We start from the raw sequence: 18,027 nt of genomic DNA, 5'->3' as shown, positions 1-18,027 counted from the left end.
ACACGGAAGATGCGAGGGCCTCTCGCGGACAAACCTTCTCCAAAGGCACTGTCATGATCGAAGCGCTGCTGAGCAAGATGATCAAGACCGGTGATCTGACGGCGCATCTGCCCGGCGGTCGTATCATCAAGGCCGGAGACGGGACGGGCCCGCCGGTCGTGATGCGGATCAACGCCAGGGGACTGCGCCGCCTCGCCAATCCCAGCCTTGGTCTCGGCGAAGGCTACATGGAAGGCGACATCGTCTTCGAGCAGGGGACGATCTCGGATCTGCTGGCCATCGTCGGCGAGAGCGGCGGACGCAAACCCAAGCGCGGCTCGGCGCTCACGCGGCTTCGCAAGGCGATCAAGCGTCAGCTCCAGCAGGTCAATGACCGCGTGGCCTCGCGCCGCAACGTCGCCCACCACTATGACCTGTCCAACGACCTCTACCGGCGGTTCCTCGACGCCGACATGCAGTACTCCTGCGCCTATTTCGAGCGGCCCGACATGACGCTTGAGGAGGCCCAAGCCGCCAAGAAGGCGCTGATCGGCCGCAAGCTCCTGATCCGGCCCGACATGAAAACGCTCGACATCGGTTCGGGCTGGGGCGGTCTGTCCATGACGCTCGCCAAGGACTTCGGGGCGCGGATGACCGGGGTGACCCTGTCGACCGAGCAGCTGGCCCTGGCCAGGGAACGGGCCGAGGCGGCCGGCCTCTCAGACCGGATCGACTTTCGCCTCACCGATTATCGCGACCTCGCCGAACCCTTCGACCGCATCGTCTCGGTCGGCATGCTGGAGCATGTCGGCGTCCCGAACTTCCAGACCTATTTCGACACCGTCGGCCGTCTGCTGACCGAGGACGGCGTGGCCCTGATCCATTCGATCGGCAAGATGCACGGGCCCGGCGCGACCAACGCCTTCACCCAGAAGTACATCTTCCCCGGCGGCTATATCCCCGGCCTGTCGGAGATCGTCGCCGCGATAGAGCGCGCCGGCCTCTGGATCACCGACATCGAGATCCTGCGGCTGCACTACGCAGAGACCTGCCGCATCTGGCGCGAGCGCTTCATGGCCGACCCGGACATCCCGCAGATGTTCGATGAGCGGTTCAGGCGGATGTGGGAGTTCTATCTGTCCGGCGCGGAGCTGGGCTTCCGCCACGGCGGCCACATGGTCTTCCAGATCCAGCTGGCCAAGACACGCGACGCGGTTCCGCTGACGCGGGACTACTTGTTGGGCGTGGGCTCCCACACCGGCGAGACGATGGGCCGGGAGCCCCCTCTCGTTGAAGGACAGCTCTAGCCCGGCCGGCTCCCGCCCTCGCGCCACATTCCCCAAAGCGCTTCGCCAAAGCCTCGCGCGAACCGTTCGGTGTCGAACAAAGGCGTCGTCAGCACGCGGCGCCGCAGCGCCGTCCGGTCATACGCGACGCGCTTCGAGGCGGCGAATGCGACGGCCTTGTCTAGATAGTCCTCTCGATCACGAGCAATCCACTCAAACTGACCGGCGTTTCGCGCGATCGACTCCCCGAGCCGCGCCAAGAAGCGGTCCCCTTCCAGAGTCAACACCGGCGCCCCCATCCAAAGGGCGTCCACCGACGTGGTTCCTCCGGGATACGGGAAGGTGTCCAGCACAAGGTCGATCCTGTTGTAAGCCTCGAAATATTCGGTCCTGGACGAAGGGCCTTCCAACACCAGACGATCGCTGGCGACACCGTGATGCGCGAAGCGGGCCTGGACGTCGGCGACGGCTTGCGGATCAACGAACGGCTTGGCCTTGAGCAACAGCTTTGACCCTGGGACGGCTAGCAGGATCTGCGACCAGAGCGCGACGACCGCGCCGTTCATCTTGGACAGGTTGCCCAGGCAGCCGAATGTGACGAAGCCGTTGGCTATGGCCGGCGGCGGGCCGATCGAGACCGGCTGTTCGTACGGCGCCGAGCAGAGCCAAGTCTCTGGCAGCCGCCACAGCGTCTCGGTGAAGCGGCGCTGTTCGGCTTCGGTCGCCATGTGATGATCGCCGAGGAAATAGTCCATTTCCGGCAACCCCGTTGTTGCGAAATAACCGAGCCAGGAAACCTGAACGGGGGCGGGGCGATACGCGAAGACCGACAGTCTGTTGTCGGCGGTGTGTCCCGAAAGGTCGACCAGGACGTGAACGCCCTGCTCGTGGATGGCAGTCGCCGCCTCCCGGTCGTTCAAGCCCACGAGAGGGCGCCAAGCCTGGAAGCGCGGCGAAATGCGCCGCGTGAGGTTATCGACCTTGCCGGTGGTCGGAAAGGCGATCAACTCAAACCGACTTGGATCGAGGTGCTCCAGCAGACCCTCAAGGAAATAGCCCACCGGATGGCTTCTCAGGTCCCCCGAGACAAACCCGACCTTCAGCCGGGTGGGATCCAGCGCAGCTTTCCAGGCGGTGAACTTCGGGCAGGCGGCCGCCGAGATCACCGCACCCTGCTGTCGCGCCTCGCCCAGGAGGCTCGCCGGCGTGAGAGTTTCGCTATAGTTCAGGCAGAATAGCAGGTTGCTTCGAGCCTCAAGATAGCCCGGATCGATGGCGAGCGCTTGGCGGAAGGCCTCTTCGGCCTCGGTCAGGCGCCCCATGTCCATGAGCGCCATGCCAAGATTGTAGTGCGCGAACGCATCGGCCGGTTCGAGCTTCAAGGCTTCGCGGACGCTCGCCTCGGCCTCGTTCACCCGACCCAGGAGTCGGAGAGCAGCGCCAAGATTGATATGCGCCTGGGCGTAGACCGGCTCGATGCGCAGCGCTTCCCGATAGCTCCGCTCGGCCTCGGTCGAACGACCAAGGTCCAGCAGCGCATTGCCGAGGCAGAGATGGGCCTCAGCATAGTCCGGCCACAGGGCGAGGGCTTGCCGACTGGCTTGTTCGGCCTCGACGGACTCTCCCAGTTTCAGAAGGGCGATCGCGAGATTCTTGCAGGTCTCGGCGTCGGGCTGGAGACGGACGGACTCGCGCATCGGCGCCAGCGACTCCCGATATCGTCCCGTCACGCTGAGCGACGCGCCGAGGACCTTCCAGCCGAAAGGGTGGTCTGGAAAAGCGATCGTCAACGCCCTGGCCTGCGCTTCGGCCTCGGCGAAGTTTTCCGCCACGAAACTCGCGGTCAGCGCATCCAACGCCGACGACGGCGGATCATCCCGCGCCGGCCCCGCCCCAAGCTTGCCCTCCAGGTCGTCCGCCGCCGGCCCCGCCAAGCCAAGGCTCCGGCCTTGCGCGAGAATCTCGCGCGCCTCCAGGAGCCGGCCGGCCTGGATCAACGCCTGGACATAGCTGATCCAGAACTGACCCTGGGCGGGCGCGGCCTCCAGGGCGGCCCTCAGATAGGGCAAGGCCTCGACGGGCTTGCCCACGCTGATCGCCAATAGGCCGAGATTGTGATTGGCGTCGGAATGGCTTGGCAAGGCCTCCAGGATAGCGCGATAGAGCCGCTCGGCGTCTTGAAGCTGTCCGGACCGGTGGGCTTCGATCGCCTGCGCAAGGGCTTGATCGACGGTCAGGCTCATCTGCGCCCTATTCCACCGTCACCGACTTGGCGAGATTCCGGGGCTGATCCACGTCCGCGCCCTTCACCACGGCGACGTGGTAGGCCAGCAGCTGGATCGGGGCCGACATCACCAGGGTCGAGACCAGCGGGTCGGAGGCCGGGGCCGTCACCACCACCTTGGCGCCGGCCGGCGCGTGCTTCACGCCTTCAGTGTCGGTGATGAAGATCACCTGACCGCCGCGCGCCATGACCTCGCTCATGTTTGAGGCCGATTTCTCGAAATAGCTGTCATAGGGCGCCAGGATCACGATCGGGGTCTGGTCGTCGACCAGGGCGATGGGGCCGTGCTTCAGCTCGCCGGCGGCGTAGCCCTCGGCGTGGATGTAGCTGATTTCCTTCAGCTTCAGCGCGCCTTCCAGAGCCAGGGCCGACATCGGACCACGACCCAGATAGAGCACGTCCCGGGCCTTGGCGACGTCGGCGGCGATTTCCTTGATGGCGTCTTCCAGGCCGATGGCCTCGGCGATCAGGCGCGGGGCTTCCAACAGCACCTTCACGAGGCGCTGCTCCTCGGCCGCGTCGATCGTCCCGCGCGCCTTGGCGGCGGCGATGGCCAGGGCGATCATCACGCTGACCTGGGCGGTGAAGGCCTTGGTCGAGGCCACGCCGATCTCGGGACCGCAATGGATCGGCCAGACCACGTCGACCTCGCGGGCCATGGTCGATTCCTGGGCGTTGACCACGACTGCGCTCTTCATGCCCTTGGCCTTGCAGTAGCGCAGCGCCGCCAGGGTGTCGGCGGTCTCGCCCGACTGGGACATGGCCACAACCAGCGAGCCCGGGCGCAGTGCCGGGGTGCGATAGCGGAACTCCGAAGCGATCTCGACATCGACGGGCAGGTCGGCCAGCTGCTCGATCAGGTACTTGCCGATGACGCCGGCGATGTACGACGTGCCGCAGGCCACGATCTGGATGCGTTCCAGCGTGGCGAAGTCGATGTCGCCCGGCACGGCCGCCTTCGAGGTCAGGGTGTCGACATAGGCCGCGATCGTGCGCTGGCAGCCTTCGGGCTGATCATGGATCTCCTTTTCCATGAAGTGCCGGTAGTTGCCCTTCTCCAGCATCACCGACGAGGTCGGCACCACGCGGACCGGCCGCTGGACCGGCGCGCCCGAGGCGTCGAAGATGCGGCGGCTGTCGTGGTCGAGGGCCACATAGTCGCCCTCCTCCAGATAGATCACCCGGTTGGTGAAGGGGCCGACGGCCAGGGCGTCCGAGCCCAGGAACATCTCGCCCTGGCCCTCGCCGACCACCAAGGGACTGCCACGACGGGCGCCCAGGATCAGGTCGGCCTCGCCCTGGATCAGCACCGCCAGGGCATAGGCCCCGGTCAGGCGGTCCAGCGTGGCCTTGAAGGCGTCGAGCGGCGCCAGCCCCTTGGCCAGCGACACATCGATCAGCTGGGCGATGACCTCGGTGTCGGTGTCGCTCTCGAACGTGCGGCCGGCGGCGGCCAGCTCGGCCTTCAGCTCGGCGAAATTCTCGATGATGCCGTTGTGCACCAGCGTGACGCGCCCGGCCGTATGCGGGTGAGCGTTGCGGACATTGGGCGCGCCGTGGGTGGCCCAGCGGGTGTGGCCGATGCCCGTGGTCGCCGTCAGCGGCTCATCGGCCAATACGGCTTCCAGAGCCTTGATCTTACCCTGGGCGCGACGGCGCTGAACCGTTCCATCGACCACGCCTGCGACACCGGCGGAGTCATAGCCGCGATACTCCAGCCGCTTGAGGCTCTCGATCAGCCGGTCGGCGACGGGTTCTCTTCCGACGATGCCGATAATGCCGCACATGGGCCATGATCCCTTGTAGAACGCGCCGACAGGATTATGCCTACCGACACGCGAATTTCCGTGAGGCGCCTTTAGCACTGGCTAAAGACCGCATCGCATAAATCTGCATTTCGGATCGTTTCGCGGTCCGACGACGACCCTAAAGAGACGACAGCACGACCATGAGCAAGCGCGCCTATTTCGGCACCGACGGCATCCGGGGCCAGGCCAACAAGCATCCGATGACGGCCGAGGTCGCCCTGCGCGTCGGTCTGGCCGCCGGCAAGCTGTTCCGCTCGCAGGACGAGCGCCGCCATCTGGTGGTGATCGGCAAGGACACGCGCCTGTCGGGCTACATGATCGAGCCGGCCCTGGTGGCCGGCCTGACCAGCGTGGGCCTGGACGTGCGCCTGTTCGGCCCGCTGCCCACCCCGGCCGTGGCCATGATGACCCGCTCGATGCGCGCCGACCTCGGCATCATGATCAGCGCCAGCCACAACAGCTTCGCCGACAACGGCATCAAGCTGTTCGGCCCCGACGGCTACAAGCTGTCGGACGCCCAGGAGCTGGGCATCGAGGCGCTGATGGACCAGGGCCTGCAGGAGGGCCTGGCCGCCCCGCGCGAGCTGGGCCGCGTCAAGCGGATCGACGACGCCCAGGCGCGCTATGTCGAGATCGTCAAGGCGACCTTCCCGCGCCACCTGAATCTGTCGGGCCTGCGCATCGTCATCGATTGCGCCAATGGCGCGGCCTACCGTGTCGCCCCCACCGCCCTCTACGAGCTGGGCGCGGAGGTGATCAGCCTGGGCGTCTCGCCCGACGGCACCAACATCAACGAGGAGTGCGGCTCGACCCATCCCGAGGCCATGGCCAAGATGGTGCGCGAGTACCGCGCCGACATCGGCATCGCCCTGGACGGCGACGCCGACCGCCTGGTGATCTGCGACGAGAAGGGCGTGGTCGTCGACGGCGACCAGATCATGGCGATCATCGCCGCGGCCTCGCACAAGGCCGGGACCCTGAAGGGCGGCGGCGTCGTCGCCACGGTGATGTCGAACCTCGGCCTCGAGCGCCAGCTGAGCACCCTGGGCCTGTCTCTGGAGCGCACCGCCGTCGGCGACCGCTATGTGATGCAGCGCATGCGCGAGGGCGGCTTCAATGTGGGCGGCGAGCAGTCGGGCCACCTGATCCTGTCAGACTTCTCGACCACGGGCGATGGCCTGATCGCGGCCTTGCAGGTGCTGGCCGTGATGATCGAGACCGACAAGCCGATGAGCGCGCTGGGCCGTCAGTTCGAGCCGGTGCCACAACTCCTGGAAAACGTCCGCTTCGCCGGCGGCAAGCCGCTGGAGGCCGCGGCGGTGAAGGAAGCCATCGCCGACGGCGAGGCCCAGCTGAACGGCGCGGGCCGCATCGTCGTGCGCGCCTCGGGCACCGAGCCCCTGATCCGCATCATGGCCGAAGGCGACGACCCGGCCCTGGTGAAGAAGGTGGTCAAGTCGATCGCCTCGGCGGTGAAGGCGGCTTAAAGCCGCCTTCCTCTTTCCCCTACCCCACGTCGTCGGTGTGGCCCGAGCCGCCCTGGCCGACGCTCCAGGCTTCGCCCGAGCGCTCCCACCAGTAGGGCTGACGGACGCGCTGGCCGGTCACGGTCTCGTTGAGCGTCGCCGCGTCGTAGAGCCGGCCGCCCAGCATCACCCGGTGCAGCTTGTCGCTGTTGCGGATGTCGACGGTCGGGTCGGCGTCCAGCACCAGAAGGTCGGCCAGCTTACCGACCTCCAGCGAGCCCACATCCTTGGCGTAGCCCAGCGAGCGGGCGGCGTTGATCGTGCCGGCCGCCAGGGCCTCGACCGGGCTCCAGCCGCCGCGTGCGAACGACCACATCTCCCAGTGTGAGCCCAGGCCCGCCTGCTGGCCGTGGGCGCCGATCGACACCTGCACGCCGCGATCGGCCAGCTTCTTGGCCTCGCGGGCGGCGGCGCCGTCGACATAGTCCGCCTCGGGCGCGGCCTGGCGGCGAACATTCTGGGCGGCCAGCAGCGCCGGCGGCGCGTGCTTGGCCAGCAGCGGATGGGTCCAGACGTCCATGTGCTGGCGCCAGTAGGGATCGCCAGCCGGACCGCCATAGGCCACGACCAGGGTCGGGGTGTAGTTGGTCTTGCTCTGCGACCACAGGCTGACGATGTCGTCATAGAAGCGATCCACCGGCACGTTGTGCTCGACGGTGGCGTTGCCGTCCTGGATCAGGGTCACGTCCATGTTGTAGAGCGACCCGCCCTCCGGAACGACCTCCATGTTCTCCTTCTGGGCCGCGACCACGACCATCTGGCGCTGGTCCCGGCGGGGCTGGTTGTAGTTCTTGACGCTATAGGCGCCCTGGGCCTTCAGCCGGCGGACATGGGCCAGGGCGTCGTCCAGGCTGTTGATCTCGGCATAGACCTCGGCGGCCTTGGCCCCATAGATGATCTCGCCGGTCGAAAACGTACGCGGGGCCAGGATCTTGCCGGCCCGCTGCAACTCGGCGGCGGCGAAGATCTCGGACGCCCGCGACGAGGGATCGTGGATCGTCGTCGTGCCCAGCGCCAAGTTGGCCATCGCCGACCAGTTCTGCTGCGGGATCAGGTCATCGGTCCCCTGCGGCCCGTGAGCGTGGGCGTCGACGAGGCCGGGGATGATGGTCTTGCCCGTCACGTCGACCACCTTGGCGTCGGCCGGAACCGGCGTGCTGGCCTTGGGACCGACCGCGACGATGCGGTCGCCTTTGATCACGATCACCGCGTTGTCGATGATCCCGCCGGCCTTGTCGGCCATGGTCACGACGCGCGCGCCGGTCAGGGCCACAATGCCGGCCGGCTTGTCGGCGGCGACCTCCATCGACAGCGACAGGCCTGTCTTCACCGGCTTGAACTTGGCCTCGTCCTTGCTGGTCCCGTCGGCGGCCGGAGCGCTGGCGTAGAGCGCGTCGGTCTCGGCGGTGAACAAGGTGGGACCCATGCTCCAGTGGACCTGCTTGCCGTCCTTGGACCAGTGGATGAACTCCGCGCCCTCGGCGCTGACGCGGGTCACCGGCAGCGGCCCGCCCTTCTGGTCCACCGTGACCTCCTGGGTCCCGGGCATCAGCGGCATGACGAAGGCTTCGTAGTTCTGGCGGAAGGCGACGTTGCGACCGTCCGGCGAGACCTTGTAGTCATTGACCATGTCGCCGCTGGCGTGGACCCGCCTGGCCTGGCCGTTCAGGTCGGTGCTGACCAGTTGGCGCTTGTCGCCGCTCGACATCAGCATGAACACCCGATCATTGGCGGCGCCGAACTGCGGCTCAGACCCGCCGCGCGAGACCCGCACCGGCGTCCCGCCCGAGGCGGCCACACGATAGATCCCCGGATCCTGCGACCAGCGCCCGGAGGTCAGGCCGCCGCCGCGACGGCGCTCGAACACGATGGTCTTGCCGTCCGGCGAGAAGCGCGGCGCGCCATAGTGACCCGGCTGGGCGATCACGTCCTTGGCCGCGCCGCCGGCGGCGGGCACGGTGCGCAGCCGCCCCAGCCCCGCGTCGGTCCAGCTGACGAACACCACCGTGCGGCCGTCGCGCGACCACGACGGATAGAGCTCGAACGCGTCTTCGTCGCCGCTGACCAGGCGACGCGCCTCGCCGCCGGCCGTCGACTTGATCCACAGCTTGCCCAGGGTCTCGAACACCACAGCCTTGCCGTCCGGCGACACGCTGGCCCAGCGCGGCATCTTGGTGGTGAAGCGATCCGGCGCGACCTCGACCTCGGGATGGATCGCGTCGATCAGAACGCGGGTGTCGTCGATCTTGAACGGGATCACGCCGGACGCGCCGTCCGCCACATTGACCCGCCGGATCTTGCCGCCGGCCCAGAACACCACGGACGCGCCATCGGGCGTCCAGGCCATGTTCGGATAGACGCCGGTCACCGCCCAGGTCTCCTGGACGTCCTGATCCAGCGCGTCATAGATCTTGCGCTCCTCGCCCGAGGTCAGGTCCTTCACATAGAGCTTGGACTTGGTCCGCTCGCGGCGGACGAAGGCGATCTTCTTGCCGTCCGGCGACGGCGTCGGGCGCACCGAACCGCCCAGGCCCGAGACGGCGGTCGAGACCTCGCCGGTCTCCAGGTCATAGCGCTCGATGTCGAACAGGGCGGTGTTGGAGTCCTGCGCATATTCGAAGATCGGGCCGGGCGTGACGTTGCGCGTGTAGAAGACGCTCTTGCCGTCGGCCGCATAGATCGGCTCGCCCAGCTCCTTCTGCAGCTGCTCGCTGGCGCGCTTGACCAGCTGGACGCCGCCGCCGCCCGAGACGTGATAGACCCACACCTCGCCGGTTCCGAGCGAGCGGCCGGTCGTGAAGTGCTTCTTGGCGACGATGAAACGGCCGTCGGGGCTCCAGCTGGGCTGGTTGAGCAGACGGAAGTCCTCCTTGGTCACCTGGCGCTTGTCGCTCCCATCCAGGTTCATCACCCAGATGTTGTCGCCGCCGCCGCGATCCGAAGTGAAGGCGATCCGCTTGCCGTCCGGCGAAAAGCGGGGCTGCTGGTCATAGGCCAGGCCCTCGGCGATGCGCGTCGGCGTCCCGCCCGCGATCGGCATGGTGTAGATGTCGCCCAGGATGTCGAAGGCGATCAGCTTGCCGTCGCGCGAGACATCGACATTCATCCAGGTGCCGTTGTCGACGCTGATGCGCACCTCGCGGGTGGTCACGCCGGGCGGAGCGTTGACGTTCCACTTCTCGGGCTTCTCGGCCTTGGCGATCGCTGCCGCAGGCGCCGTTTGCGCCAGCGCCTGATGGGCCAGGGCCGAGCCCGACATCAACAACAAGGCGGCCAGCGCCGTCAGCCGACGATCCATTTGATTTCCCCCGAACACCTGATGGGCACGATCTGGGCGTGACCCTAGGGGGGAAGGTGGTCGGTGTCACGGGCGAGGTTCCTCGGCTAGCCGCCCTCCTCCTCCGCCGCCTCGACCACCGCCCGCAGATAGTCGACATGGGCGCGGAAGGCCTTGCGACCCTGCGGCGTCAGCCTGGCCTGGGTGCGGGGGCGCTTGCCCACGAAGTCCTTTTCGATGGCGACATAGCCGGCCTTTTCCAGGGTGGCCAGATGGCTGCCCAGATTGCCGTCCGTGGCCTTCGTGATGGCCTTCAGGCGCGGGAAGTCCAGCGGCTGGCCCTTCTCGGCGCTGAGGGCGGCCATGATCTTCAGGCGCAGCGGCTGATGGATGATGTCATCGGAGTCGGCCACGCTCAGCGCCTCCACAGCCAGACGCCGCTGAGGAACAGCGCGCCGCTCGCCGCCGCCATCCAGAAGGGCAGCCAGGGCTGGAACAGGAAATAGCCGACCAGGGTCAGGCCAAACATAAGCCCGCCGATCAGCGCGTAGCGCGGCGCGGTCCAGAATCCGACCACGGCGTAGATCACCCCGATCAGCAGGCCCGGAAAGGCCATGGCGGCGGCGGGGTCTGTGGGCTTCATCACCCAAAAGACGCTGAGCGCGAAGACCATCATCGACAGCGAGCCGCCCAGCAGGCGCCAGGTCATGCCCGGAGGCGCTCCGGCCGCCGCCGGCTTGCCGGTCCGCGCCAGAAACAGGGCGCCGGCGACGCCGACGACATCCAGGGCCAGCCAGACCGGCAGCCACAGCTCAGGCGGCGCCAGGCCCATGGTCAGATAGCCGGTCGCCCAGATCAGCGACCACATCATCAGGATCGGACCGCCGACGCGGTAGCCGCGCAGGGTCACGCCCCGGCGCTGGGTGGTCTCGATGTCGGACAGCGCGGCGGCCGCCTCGTTTCGGGTGATGGCCATGGGCCCCTCCATTTCCAGACGCTCCAGAGCGCTCTGTGATGCAGAGTAAGCGCTCGACTTTGAACTCTGTCAAGCAGAGTTCTCTGATTGAGCTACTGCGGGGCGCGACGATGGAGGCCGCGCCGCCTTGAGGTCAGACCCCGAGCTTCGGCGACTTCATCCGGCGCTTGTTGACGTGATGGCTGGGGGCCTCGGCCTGGATCTCCTCGGGGTATTCGCCCTTGAAGTAGAAGCGCTGCCAGGCCTCCTTGGTGGCTTCGGGGTCGCGCTTGAAGATCAGGTTGTTGAACTCGGTGCGCTTCTCGGCCCAGACGTCGTATTGGCGGCGCAGCTCCGGGTTGGAGTTCATCGAGCGGATCACCGGCTGGAAGGCCTCCATCGGCTTGTCCTGGATCAGCATGATGAAGCAGAAGGTCTCGCCCTTCTCGAACCGCACCGTGCCGGGCCGGGTGAAGATCCAGTTCATCGTGAACGGGAACGGCAGCCAGTCGGTCTCGATCACGCCGGCCAGCGGCTGGATCCCGTCCTTGACGTGGTTGGGCGGCCCCATGGCCATCAGCGACCAGCCCGGCGGCGTGCGGAAGAGATAGCCGGTGTGGAACGTCACCACGCCGCGCGTGAAGTGCGACTTCACGAAGTCATGGAAGCCCGGATAGGGGTGGTCGGGCTGGAACTTGATGCACTCCTGGTGCGCCCCGCCGTCCCAGGTGGCCGTAAAGCCGACCGGGCAGAGAATGTCCCACCCGGTGGTGTTGGCCATGGTCAGCGGCAGGCAGCGATAGGGATGACGCTCGGCGAACCGGTCCATCCAGGCGCGCTGCGGCCGCCCCGGCACGATCTCCGGCGGACGGTTCTCGGTGGGATAGCACTCCAGTTCCATGCCGGTCCTTTGTCTGATCTTCCTGCCCTGGATCAGGTCTAGCGGGCCAGACCCGCGCCCGTCCAGCGGATCAGGCGTAGAGAAGGCGGACCGATTGAACCAAGCCCCAGCCGCCGAGCAGGCAACCGGCGAGAAAGGCGATCTCCAGCGGCCATGGCCAGCGGACGGGTCGTCCGTTCATCGTCTCGCGGAGATGGAAAAGGATCGCGCCTCCGCAGAGAAGCTGAACCAGCCGGGTCAAGGCTTCAGGGAGCACGAGCGTTAGCGAAAAGATCAACGCAAGTCCGAGCGAGAACCACAAAGTCCTGCGCGTCGAGACCCCAGGCGACAACAGCGAGTGCATAAACTTAGGATTGAACGTGCGTGAAAGTCTGTCAACGCGCCGGTTTGCGCTGGAAGTCTTCGCACCTTAGGAAAACGGCCATGACCGCCAAGACCCGCGCTGACCTCTTCGCCTTCTTCGACGCCCACGGCGTCGACCACAAGACCCTGGACCACCCGCCCGTCTTCCGCGTCGAGGAGGGGCTGGAGATCAAGGCGGCCATGCCCGGCGGTCACACCAAGAACCTGTTCCTCAAGGACGCCAAGGGCCAGCTGTGGCTGATCTCGGCCCTGGGCGAGACCACCATCGACCTGAAGAAGCTGCACCACGTGATCGGCTCGGGTCGGCTGTCTTTCGGGCCTCAGGAGATGATGCTTGAGACCCTGGGCGTGACGCCGGGCTCGGTCACCGCCTTTGGCCTGATCAACGACACCGAACGCAAGGTCCGTTTCGTGCTGGACAAGGCCCTGGCCGACAGCGACCCGGTCAACTTCCACCCGCTGAAGAACGACGCCACCACCGCCGTCAGCCAGGCGGGCCTGCGCAGGTTCCTCGCCGCGCTGGGCGTCACGCCGATGATCGTCGACTTCGCGGCGATGGAAGTGGTCGGCTAGGGTCGCCCCAAAAGGCGCACGGGTCATTGCGCGCGGGCCGATCAGAGACCATCTTGACGGCGAAAGCGTTCCCCTAATTCCGAGTACGAGAACCCCGATGTCCCTGATCGGCGAAAAGCCCGCGCCCTCTTCGAAAAGCGACCACATCAAGGACGGCACCGACGCAAGCTTCATGGCCGACGTGATCGAGGCCTCGAAGACCCAGCCCGTCATCGTCGACTTCTGGGCCACCTGGTGCGGACCGTGCCGGACCCTGACCCCGACGATCGAGAAGGTCGTCAACGCCGCCAAGGGCGCGGTCAAGCTGGTCAAGATCGACGTCGACAAGAACCCCGGCTTTGCGGGCCAGCTGCGCGTGCAGTCGATCCCGACCGTCTACGCCTTTGTCGACGGCCGCCCGGTGGACGCCTTCCAGGGCGCCCTGCCCGAGAGCCAGGTCCGGGCCTTCGTCGAGAAGCTGGCCGGGGCGGCCGACGGCGGCGCGCTCGACGAGATCATCGCCATGGGCAAGGAGTCGCTGGAGATCGGCGATCTGGGCGGCGCGGCCCAGGCCTTCGCCCAGGCGCTGCAGATCGACCCGACCAGCGCCAAGGCGCTGGGCGGCATGGCCCGGGTCTATCTCGCCAACGGCGACCCGGAAGGCGCCGCCGAGGTGGTGGCCATGGCTCCGGCCGACGCCAAGGATCCCGACCTCGACGCGGCCCGCGCCGCCCTGGCCCTGGCCGCCGAGGCGCCGTCCGAAACCGCCGCCTTCGAGCAGCGCCTGGCCGCCGACGCCGACGACCACGAGGCGCGGCTGGAGCTGGCCAAGGCCCTGGCCGGCATGGGCCGTCTGCAGGACGCCGCCGACCATCTGCTGACCATCATCGCCCGCGACCGCGCCTGGAACGACGACGCGGCCCGCAAGCAGCTGCTGACCGTGTTCGAGGCCGCCGGACCGACGTCCGAAGTGACCAAGCAGGGCCGGCGCAAACTGTCCTCGATCCTCTTCAGCTAGTCCCAGGAGCTCTGGATGCCGGTGGCCTACCGCAAGATCGACGATCTGCCCCTGGTGATCCCGGTGTTCCCGCTGGACGGCGCCCTGCTGTTGCCGGGCGGCCAGCTGCCGCTGAACATCTTCGAGCCGCGCTATCTGAACATGCTGGACGACGCCATGTCGGGCGAGCGGATGATCGGCATGATCCAGACGCGGCCCTCGCCGGGCGGCAAGGGCGATCCGCAGCGCCCGGCCCTGGCCCCGGTGGGCTGCGCGGGCCGCGTGACCAGCTTCGCCGAGACCAGTGACGGCCGCTATCTGATCACCCTGACCGGCGTCTGTCGCTTCCGGACCGGGGAGGAGTTGCCCGTGCGCACGCCCTATCGCCAGGTACGGGCCGATTTCGCGCCCTATCAGGCCGATCTGCGCGAGGACGCGGCCGGCACGCGCACGGCCAGCGAGATCGATCGCCTGATGATCGCCCTTCGGCGCTATCTGGACCATCGAGGCCTGGCCATCGACTGGAGCGACGCCGAAGCCGCGCCCTCCGACGCCCTGATCAACAGCCTCGCCATGGCCCTGCCGTTCGATCCGATGGAAAAACAGGCCCTGCTCGAGGCCGAGACCATCTTCGAGCGCAAGGCCACCTTGACCGCTCTGCTCGAGATCGACGCGGCGGGCGGCGACGATGACGAACCGACTTCGATCCAGTAAACAGAGTCCATGACCGAAGCTTCCGCCCCCCTCATCGACGTCGATCCGCGCCTCTTGGAAGTGCTGGTGTGCCCAGTGACCCGCGGCCCGCTGGAGTACGACCGCGCCAAGGGCGAACTGATCAGCCGCGCGGCGAAGCTCGCCTATCCGATCCGCGACGGCGTGCCGATCATGCTGCCGGAAGAGGCGCGGGAGTTGGAGAGGTAATAGATGCTCCCCCGCGATGCGGGGGGGATCTAGCGCCTTACAGGCTCTGCCCCCGTAGCAGCCTCGGCAGATCGCCCACCCCGCCGCCGGCCTCGTGCATGAAGAAGCGCCGCGCCGGGGCGATCTGGTTGACCACCGCAAGACCCGCGCCCCGCGCCAGCCGCAGCAGCGGGTTGTCGTTGGAGAAGATTCGCACAAAGGCGTCGAAGGCGAGCGCATTGGTCACGGTGTCGAACCGCCGCCAGCGGGCGTAGCGCTCCAGCACGGCCTCGGCCCCGATGTCCTCGCCGTGGCGCACCGCCTCGACCAGCACCTCGGCCAGGGCGGCCGCGTCCTTGAGACCCAGATTCAGCCCCTGACCCGCGATCGGGTGCACGCCGTGAGCCGCGTCGCCGATCAAGGCCAGACGCGGGGCGACCATGCGCTCGGCCAGGGACAGCGACAGCGGATAGACAAAGATCGGCCCCTCGATCGTCACCGCGCCCAGGAAATCACCGAACCGGCGCATCAGGTGGGCGTGGAAGGCCTCGGGGCCGGCCTGGCGCAAGGCCTCGCCGCGCGCGGTGCTCTCGGTCCAGACCAGGCTGGCGCGATTGTCGGTCAGCGGCAGGATGGCGAACGGACCGCTGGGCAGGAAGTATTCGTGGGCCACACCCTCGTGTGGGCGCTCCAGCCTGACGGTGCAGACCACACCGCTCTGGCCATAGCTCCAGCCGATGTCGCCGATACCGGCTGCGCGGCGCAGCACCGAGCCGCGCCCCTCGGCGCTGACGGCGAGCGGCGCGGTCAGCACCCGGCCGTCCGACAGGGTCAGCTTCGCCGCGCCGGGCTCGACGGTCAGGGCCTTGGCCGCCATCGGGGCGATCACCGGAATGTCCTTGTCCAGCACGGCCTGGGATAGGGCCGCGCGGATCTGGCGGTTCTCGACGAGGTAGCCCAGCGGCTCGCCCTCGATGCGGCTGGAGATCTCGCTGGAGTCGAAGCGCAGGAAGGCCGGCAGCGGCTTGCGGGCCGCCGCGCCGGGCGTGCGGCCGTCGGTGACCAGGATCTGCTCGATCCGCTGGGCGTGCGGCTCCAGGGCCTCGCCCGCGCCGATCGCCCGCCACTGGCGGAACGACGAATAGGCGATGGCCGAGCTGCGCCCGTCGAAGGTCGGGGCCAGCTGAGCCTCGAACGGCTGGGGGTCGACCAGCAGCGGCCGCAGGCCGCCCGAGGCGAGGGCCAGGGCCAGGGTGGAGCCGGCCATGCCGGCGCCGGCGATGATCACATCAGCGTCGTGCGAAGGGGCGTTGGGGGCGCGCATGGCGGCGATATGGGCCTCGCCGCCGGTCGCTGTCCAGAGCCGGGTCCCTACTTATGGCTCGCAGCGTAGGGCGCCTTGGCGTCGTTCTTGATCAGGCCGCGCGTGGCGTCGGCCACACCGACCAGGACGAACTGCACCGCCAGGGCGCAGAGGATCAGGCCCAGCACGCGGACCACGATGCTCATGCCGATGCGGCCCAGGAGCTTGCTGACCAGCGGCGAGGCCCAGAAGGTCAGCACCGTCACCAGCGACACGGCTGCGATCACCGCGACCCCGATGCCCATGCCCGCCGCGCCGAAGTCCTTGGCCTCGGCGGCGTAGATGATCACGGTCGAGATCGAGCCCGGCCCGATCAGCAACGGCATGGCGAACGGCACGATCAGCCGCTCGAACCGCTGCTTGGCGTAGGCGCGGGGCGACTGATCCTCAATGCCCTCGGCGGCGTCAGCGAACATGGTGGTGAAGTCGTCGCGCACCATGTCCAGGCCCAGAATGAACAGGATGATGCCGCCGGCGATCCGGAAGGCCGGCATCGAGATGCCGAAGAACTCCAGCAAGCCCACGCCCGTGAAGTAGAAAAAGATCAGGAAGGCGGCCATGAACAGGCCGATATAGACGGCCACCATCCGGCGGCCGGCGGCGGCCGCGCCCAGGGTGGCGGCGGCGAACAGCGGCACGTTGCCGATCGGGTCGATCAGGGCGAACAGGGCGACGAAGAAGTTGACGGCAAGATTGGCCTCGGTCATTCGACGTCCCCACCTTTCTGATGCGCCTGAGCTTGCCCTTTCCTAGGGCCGACCGTCGCGCGCGCCAACCCTTGCGACCAAAACATCGGGGACTCCCATGACCGCCGACCCGCGCCTGATCGTGCCGCTGGACCTGCCCACCGTCGACGACGCCCGCGCCATGGTCGAGCGCCTGGGCGACGCGGTCAGCTTCTACAAGATCGGCCTGGAGCTCCTGGCCAGCGACGGCATGGGCCTGGCCCACGACCTGAAGGCCTCGGGCAAGTCGATCTTCCTCGACTGGAAGCTCCACGACATCGGCGCCACGGTCGAGCGCTCGGCCAGGGTGCTGGCGCAGAGCGGCTGCGACCTGTTGACCGTCCACGCCGAACCCCAGGTGATGAAGGCCGCTGTCGCCGCGCGGGGCGACTCGTCCCTGAAGATCCTGGCCGTGACCGTGCTGACCAGCCTGACCGACGCTGACCTCGTCGAGATGGGCTACGCCTTCACCGCCCGCGATCTCGTCGAGCGCCGCGTGCGCCAGGCGATCGCGTGCGGCGTCGACGGCATCGTCTCCTCGCCCCACGAGGCGGCCCTGGCCCGTGAGATCGCCAACGGCGCTGGCAAGCCCGACTTCCTGATCGTCACCCCCGGCGTGCGCCCCGAATGGTCGGCCAAGAACGACCAGGCCCGCGCCGCCACGCCCGCCGACGCCCTGGCCGCCGGCGCCACGCACCTCGTCTGCGGCCGCCCGATCACGGCCGCCAACGACCCGCGCGAAGCGGCCCTGAAGGTGGTGGCGGAGATGGCGGGGGTGTGATCGTTTGAACGTCCTCTTCGTCTGCAGCCGGAACAAGCTGCGCAGCCCCACGGCCGAGCAGGTGTTCGCCAATTGGCCGGGCGTCGAGGTCAGTTCCGCCGGCCTCGACGACGGCTGCGGCAATCCGGTGACGCCTGAGGACCTGGCGTGGGCCGATCTGGTGATGGTCATGGAGCACGCGCACCGCACTAAGCTGTCGCGCCGCTTCAAGAAGCATCTCAAGAACGCCCGCGTGATCGTGTTGGGCATACCGGACGACTACGCGTTCATGGACCCGGCGCTGGTGAAGATCCTGCAGGCCACGGTCCCACCCTTCCTGAAACGATAGAC

Annotated in this window: 16 protein-coding genes; 8 read left to right on the top strand and 8 right to left on the bottom strand. The window is 67.7% G+C overall.

The features are described 5' to 3' along the window. Positions 1-53: 53 nt before the first annotated feature. Entirely contained in the window at positions 54-1,286 is a 1,233-nt protein-coding gene (locus OVA11_RS03545) for an SAM-dependent methyltransferase (protein WP_268066200.1), read from the top strand. Here the strand turns inward: OVA11_RS03545 and OVA11_RS03540 are convergent. Both OVA11_RS03540 and glmS read right to left on the bottom strand, forming a co-directional pair. Continuing rightward, positions 1,283-3,508: a tetratricopeptide repeat protein gene (locus OVA11_RS03540; protein ID WP_268066199.1), complete on the bottom strand. Its 2,226-nt coding sequence runs from the start codon at positions 3,506-3,508 to the stop codon at positions 1,283-1,285. The two genes, OVA11_RS03545 and OVA11_RS03540, sit on opposite strands and share 4 nt — an antisense overlap. Before the next feature lie 7 nt (positions 3,509-3,515). Continuing rightward, positions 3,516-5,336 carry a glutamine--fructose-6-phosphate transaminase (isomerizing) gene (gene glmS / locus OVA11_RS03535; RefSeq protein WP_268066198.1) on the bottom strand — a complete coding sequence of 607 codons (1,821 nt, stop codon included), beginning with the start codon at positions 5,334-5,336 and terminating at the stop codon, positions 3,516-3,518. 161 nt (positions 5,337-5,497) lie between these two features. Between glmS and glmM the strand changes: the two genes are divergently transcribed. Next, the gene (gene glmM / locus OVA11_RS03530; protein WP_268066197.1) at positions 5,498-6,844 is read left to right on the top strand and encodes a phosphoglucosamine mutase; all 1,347 of its coding nucleotides are present in this window, start codon (positions 5,498-5,500) and stop codon (positions 6,842-6,844) included. A gap of 19 nt (positions 6,845-6,863) precedes the next feature. Here glmM and OVA11_RS03525 read toward each other — a convergent pair whose 3' ends face one another. The 4 genes from OVA11_RS03525 to OVA11_RS03510 form a co-directional block, all read right to left on the bottom strand. Then, the gene (locus tag OVA11_RS03525; RefSeq protein WP_268066196.1) at positions 6,864-10,181 is read right to left on the bottom strand and encodes an amidohydrolase family protein; all 3,318 of its coding nucleotides are present in this window, start codon (positions 10,179-10,181) and stop codon (positions 6,864-6,866) included. Between the two features lie 86 nt (positions 10,182-10,267). Continuing rightward, a complete protein-coding gene (locus tag OVA11_RS03520; RefSeq protein WP_268066195.1) occupies positions 10,268-10,573 on the bottom strand; it encodes a winged helix-turn-helix domain-containing protein in 306 nt (101 codons plus the stop codon). 2 nt (positions 10,574-10,575) lie between these two features. After that, positions 10,576-11,148: a hypothetical protein gene (locus tag OVA11_RS03515; protein WP_268066194.1), complete on the bottom strand. Its 573-nt coding sequence runs from the start codon at positions 11,146-11,148 to the stop codon at positions 10,576-10,578. A gap of 121 nt (positions 11,149-11,269) precedes the next feature. Continuing rightward, positions 11,270-12,016 carry a DUF6065 family protein gene (locus OVA11_RS03510; protein WP_268066193.1) on the bottom strand — a complete coding sequence of 249 codons (747 nt, stop codon included), beginning with the start codon at positions 12,014-12,016 and terminating at the stop codon, positions 11,270-11,272. Positions 12,017-12,439: 423 nt separating this feature from the next. Here OVA11_RS03510 and OVA11_RS03505 point away from each other — a divergent pair, with 423 nt between their 5' ends. The 4 genes from OVA11_RS03505 to OVA11_RS03490 all read left to right on the top strand — a co-directional run bounded on the left by OVA11_RS03505 (position 12,440) and on the right by OVA11_RS03490 (position 14,849). Then, positions 12,440-12,952, top strand: a complete 513-nt coding sequence (locus OVA11_RS03505; protein ID WP_268066192.1) for a prolyl-tRNA synthetase associated domain-containing protein — start codon at positions 12,440-12,442, stop codon at positions 12,950-12,952. Positions 12,953-13,049: 97 nt separating this feature from the next. Continuing rightward, the gene (gene trxA, locus OVA11_RS03500; protein WP_268066191.1) at positions 13,050-13,949 is read left to right on the top strand and encodes a thioredoxin; all 900 of its coding nucleotides are present in this window, start codon (positions 13,050-13,052) and stop codon (positions 13,947-13,949) included. A 15-nt stretch (positions 13,950-13,964) separates the two neighbouring features. Next, on the top strand, positions 13,965-14,642 hold the full coding sequence (locus OVA11_RS03495; protein WP_268066190.1) for an LON peptidase substrate-binding domain-containing protein: 678 nt from the start codon (positions 13,965-13,967) through the stop codon (positions 14,640-14,642). Between the two features lie 9 nt (positions 14,643-14,651). Next, positions 14,652-14,849 carry a Trm112 family protein gene (locus tag OVA11_RS03490; protein WP_268066189.1) on the top strand — a complete coding sequence of 66 codons (198 nt, stop codon included), beginning with the start codon at positions 14,652-14,654 and terminating at the stop codon, positions 14,847-14,849. 37 nt (positions 14,850-14,886) lie between these two features. On the opposite strand, the gene OVA11_RS03485 is transcribed toward OVA11_RS03490, so the two are convergent. Both OVA11_RS03485 and OVA11_RS03480 read right to left on the bottom strand, forming a co-directional pair. Next, the gene (locus OVA11_RS03485; RefSeq protein ID WP_268066188.1) at positions 14,887-16,152 is read right to left on the bottom strand and encodes a UbiH/UbiF/VisC/COQ6 family ubiquinone biosynthesis hydroxylase; all 1,266 of its coding nucleotides are present in this window, start codon (positions 16,150-16,152) and stop codon (positions 14,887-14,889) included. Positions 16,153-16,199: 47 nt separating this feature from the next. Beyond that, a complete protein-coding gene (locus OVA11_RS03480) occupies positions 16,200-16,898 on the bottom strand; it encodes a MarC family protein (protein ID WP_268066187.1) in 699 nt (232 codons plus the stop codon). A 97-nt stretch (positions 16,899-16,995) separates the two neighbouring features. Here OVA11_RS03480 and pyrF point away from each other — a divergent pair, with 97 nt between their 5' ends. Next, a complete protein-coding gene (pyrF, locus tag OVA11_RS03475) occupies positions 16,996-17,697 on the top strand; it encodes an orotidine-5'-phosphate decarboxylase (protein ID WP_268066186.1) in 702 nt (233 codons plus the stop codon). A 4-nt stretch (positions 17,698-17,701) separates the two neighbouring features. Further along, on the top strand, positions 17,702-18,025 hold the full coding sequence (locus OVA11_RS03470; RefSeq protein ID WP_268066185.1) for a low molecular weight protein tyrosine phosphatase family protein: 324 nt from the start codon (positions 17,702-17,704) through the stop codon (positions 18,023-18,025). The last annotated feature ends 2 nt before the right edge of the window (positions 18,026-18,027 follow it).

It is taken from the genome of Caulobacter sp. SL161, from assembly GCF_026672375.1.
Classification (GTDB): Bacteria; Pseudomonadota; Alphaproteobacteria; order Caulobacterales; family Caulobacteraceae; genus Caulobacter.
The sequence above is the reverse complement of the archived record's forward strand: the minus strand, read 5'-3'. Positions and strand labels throughout refer to the sequence as shown.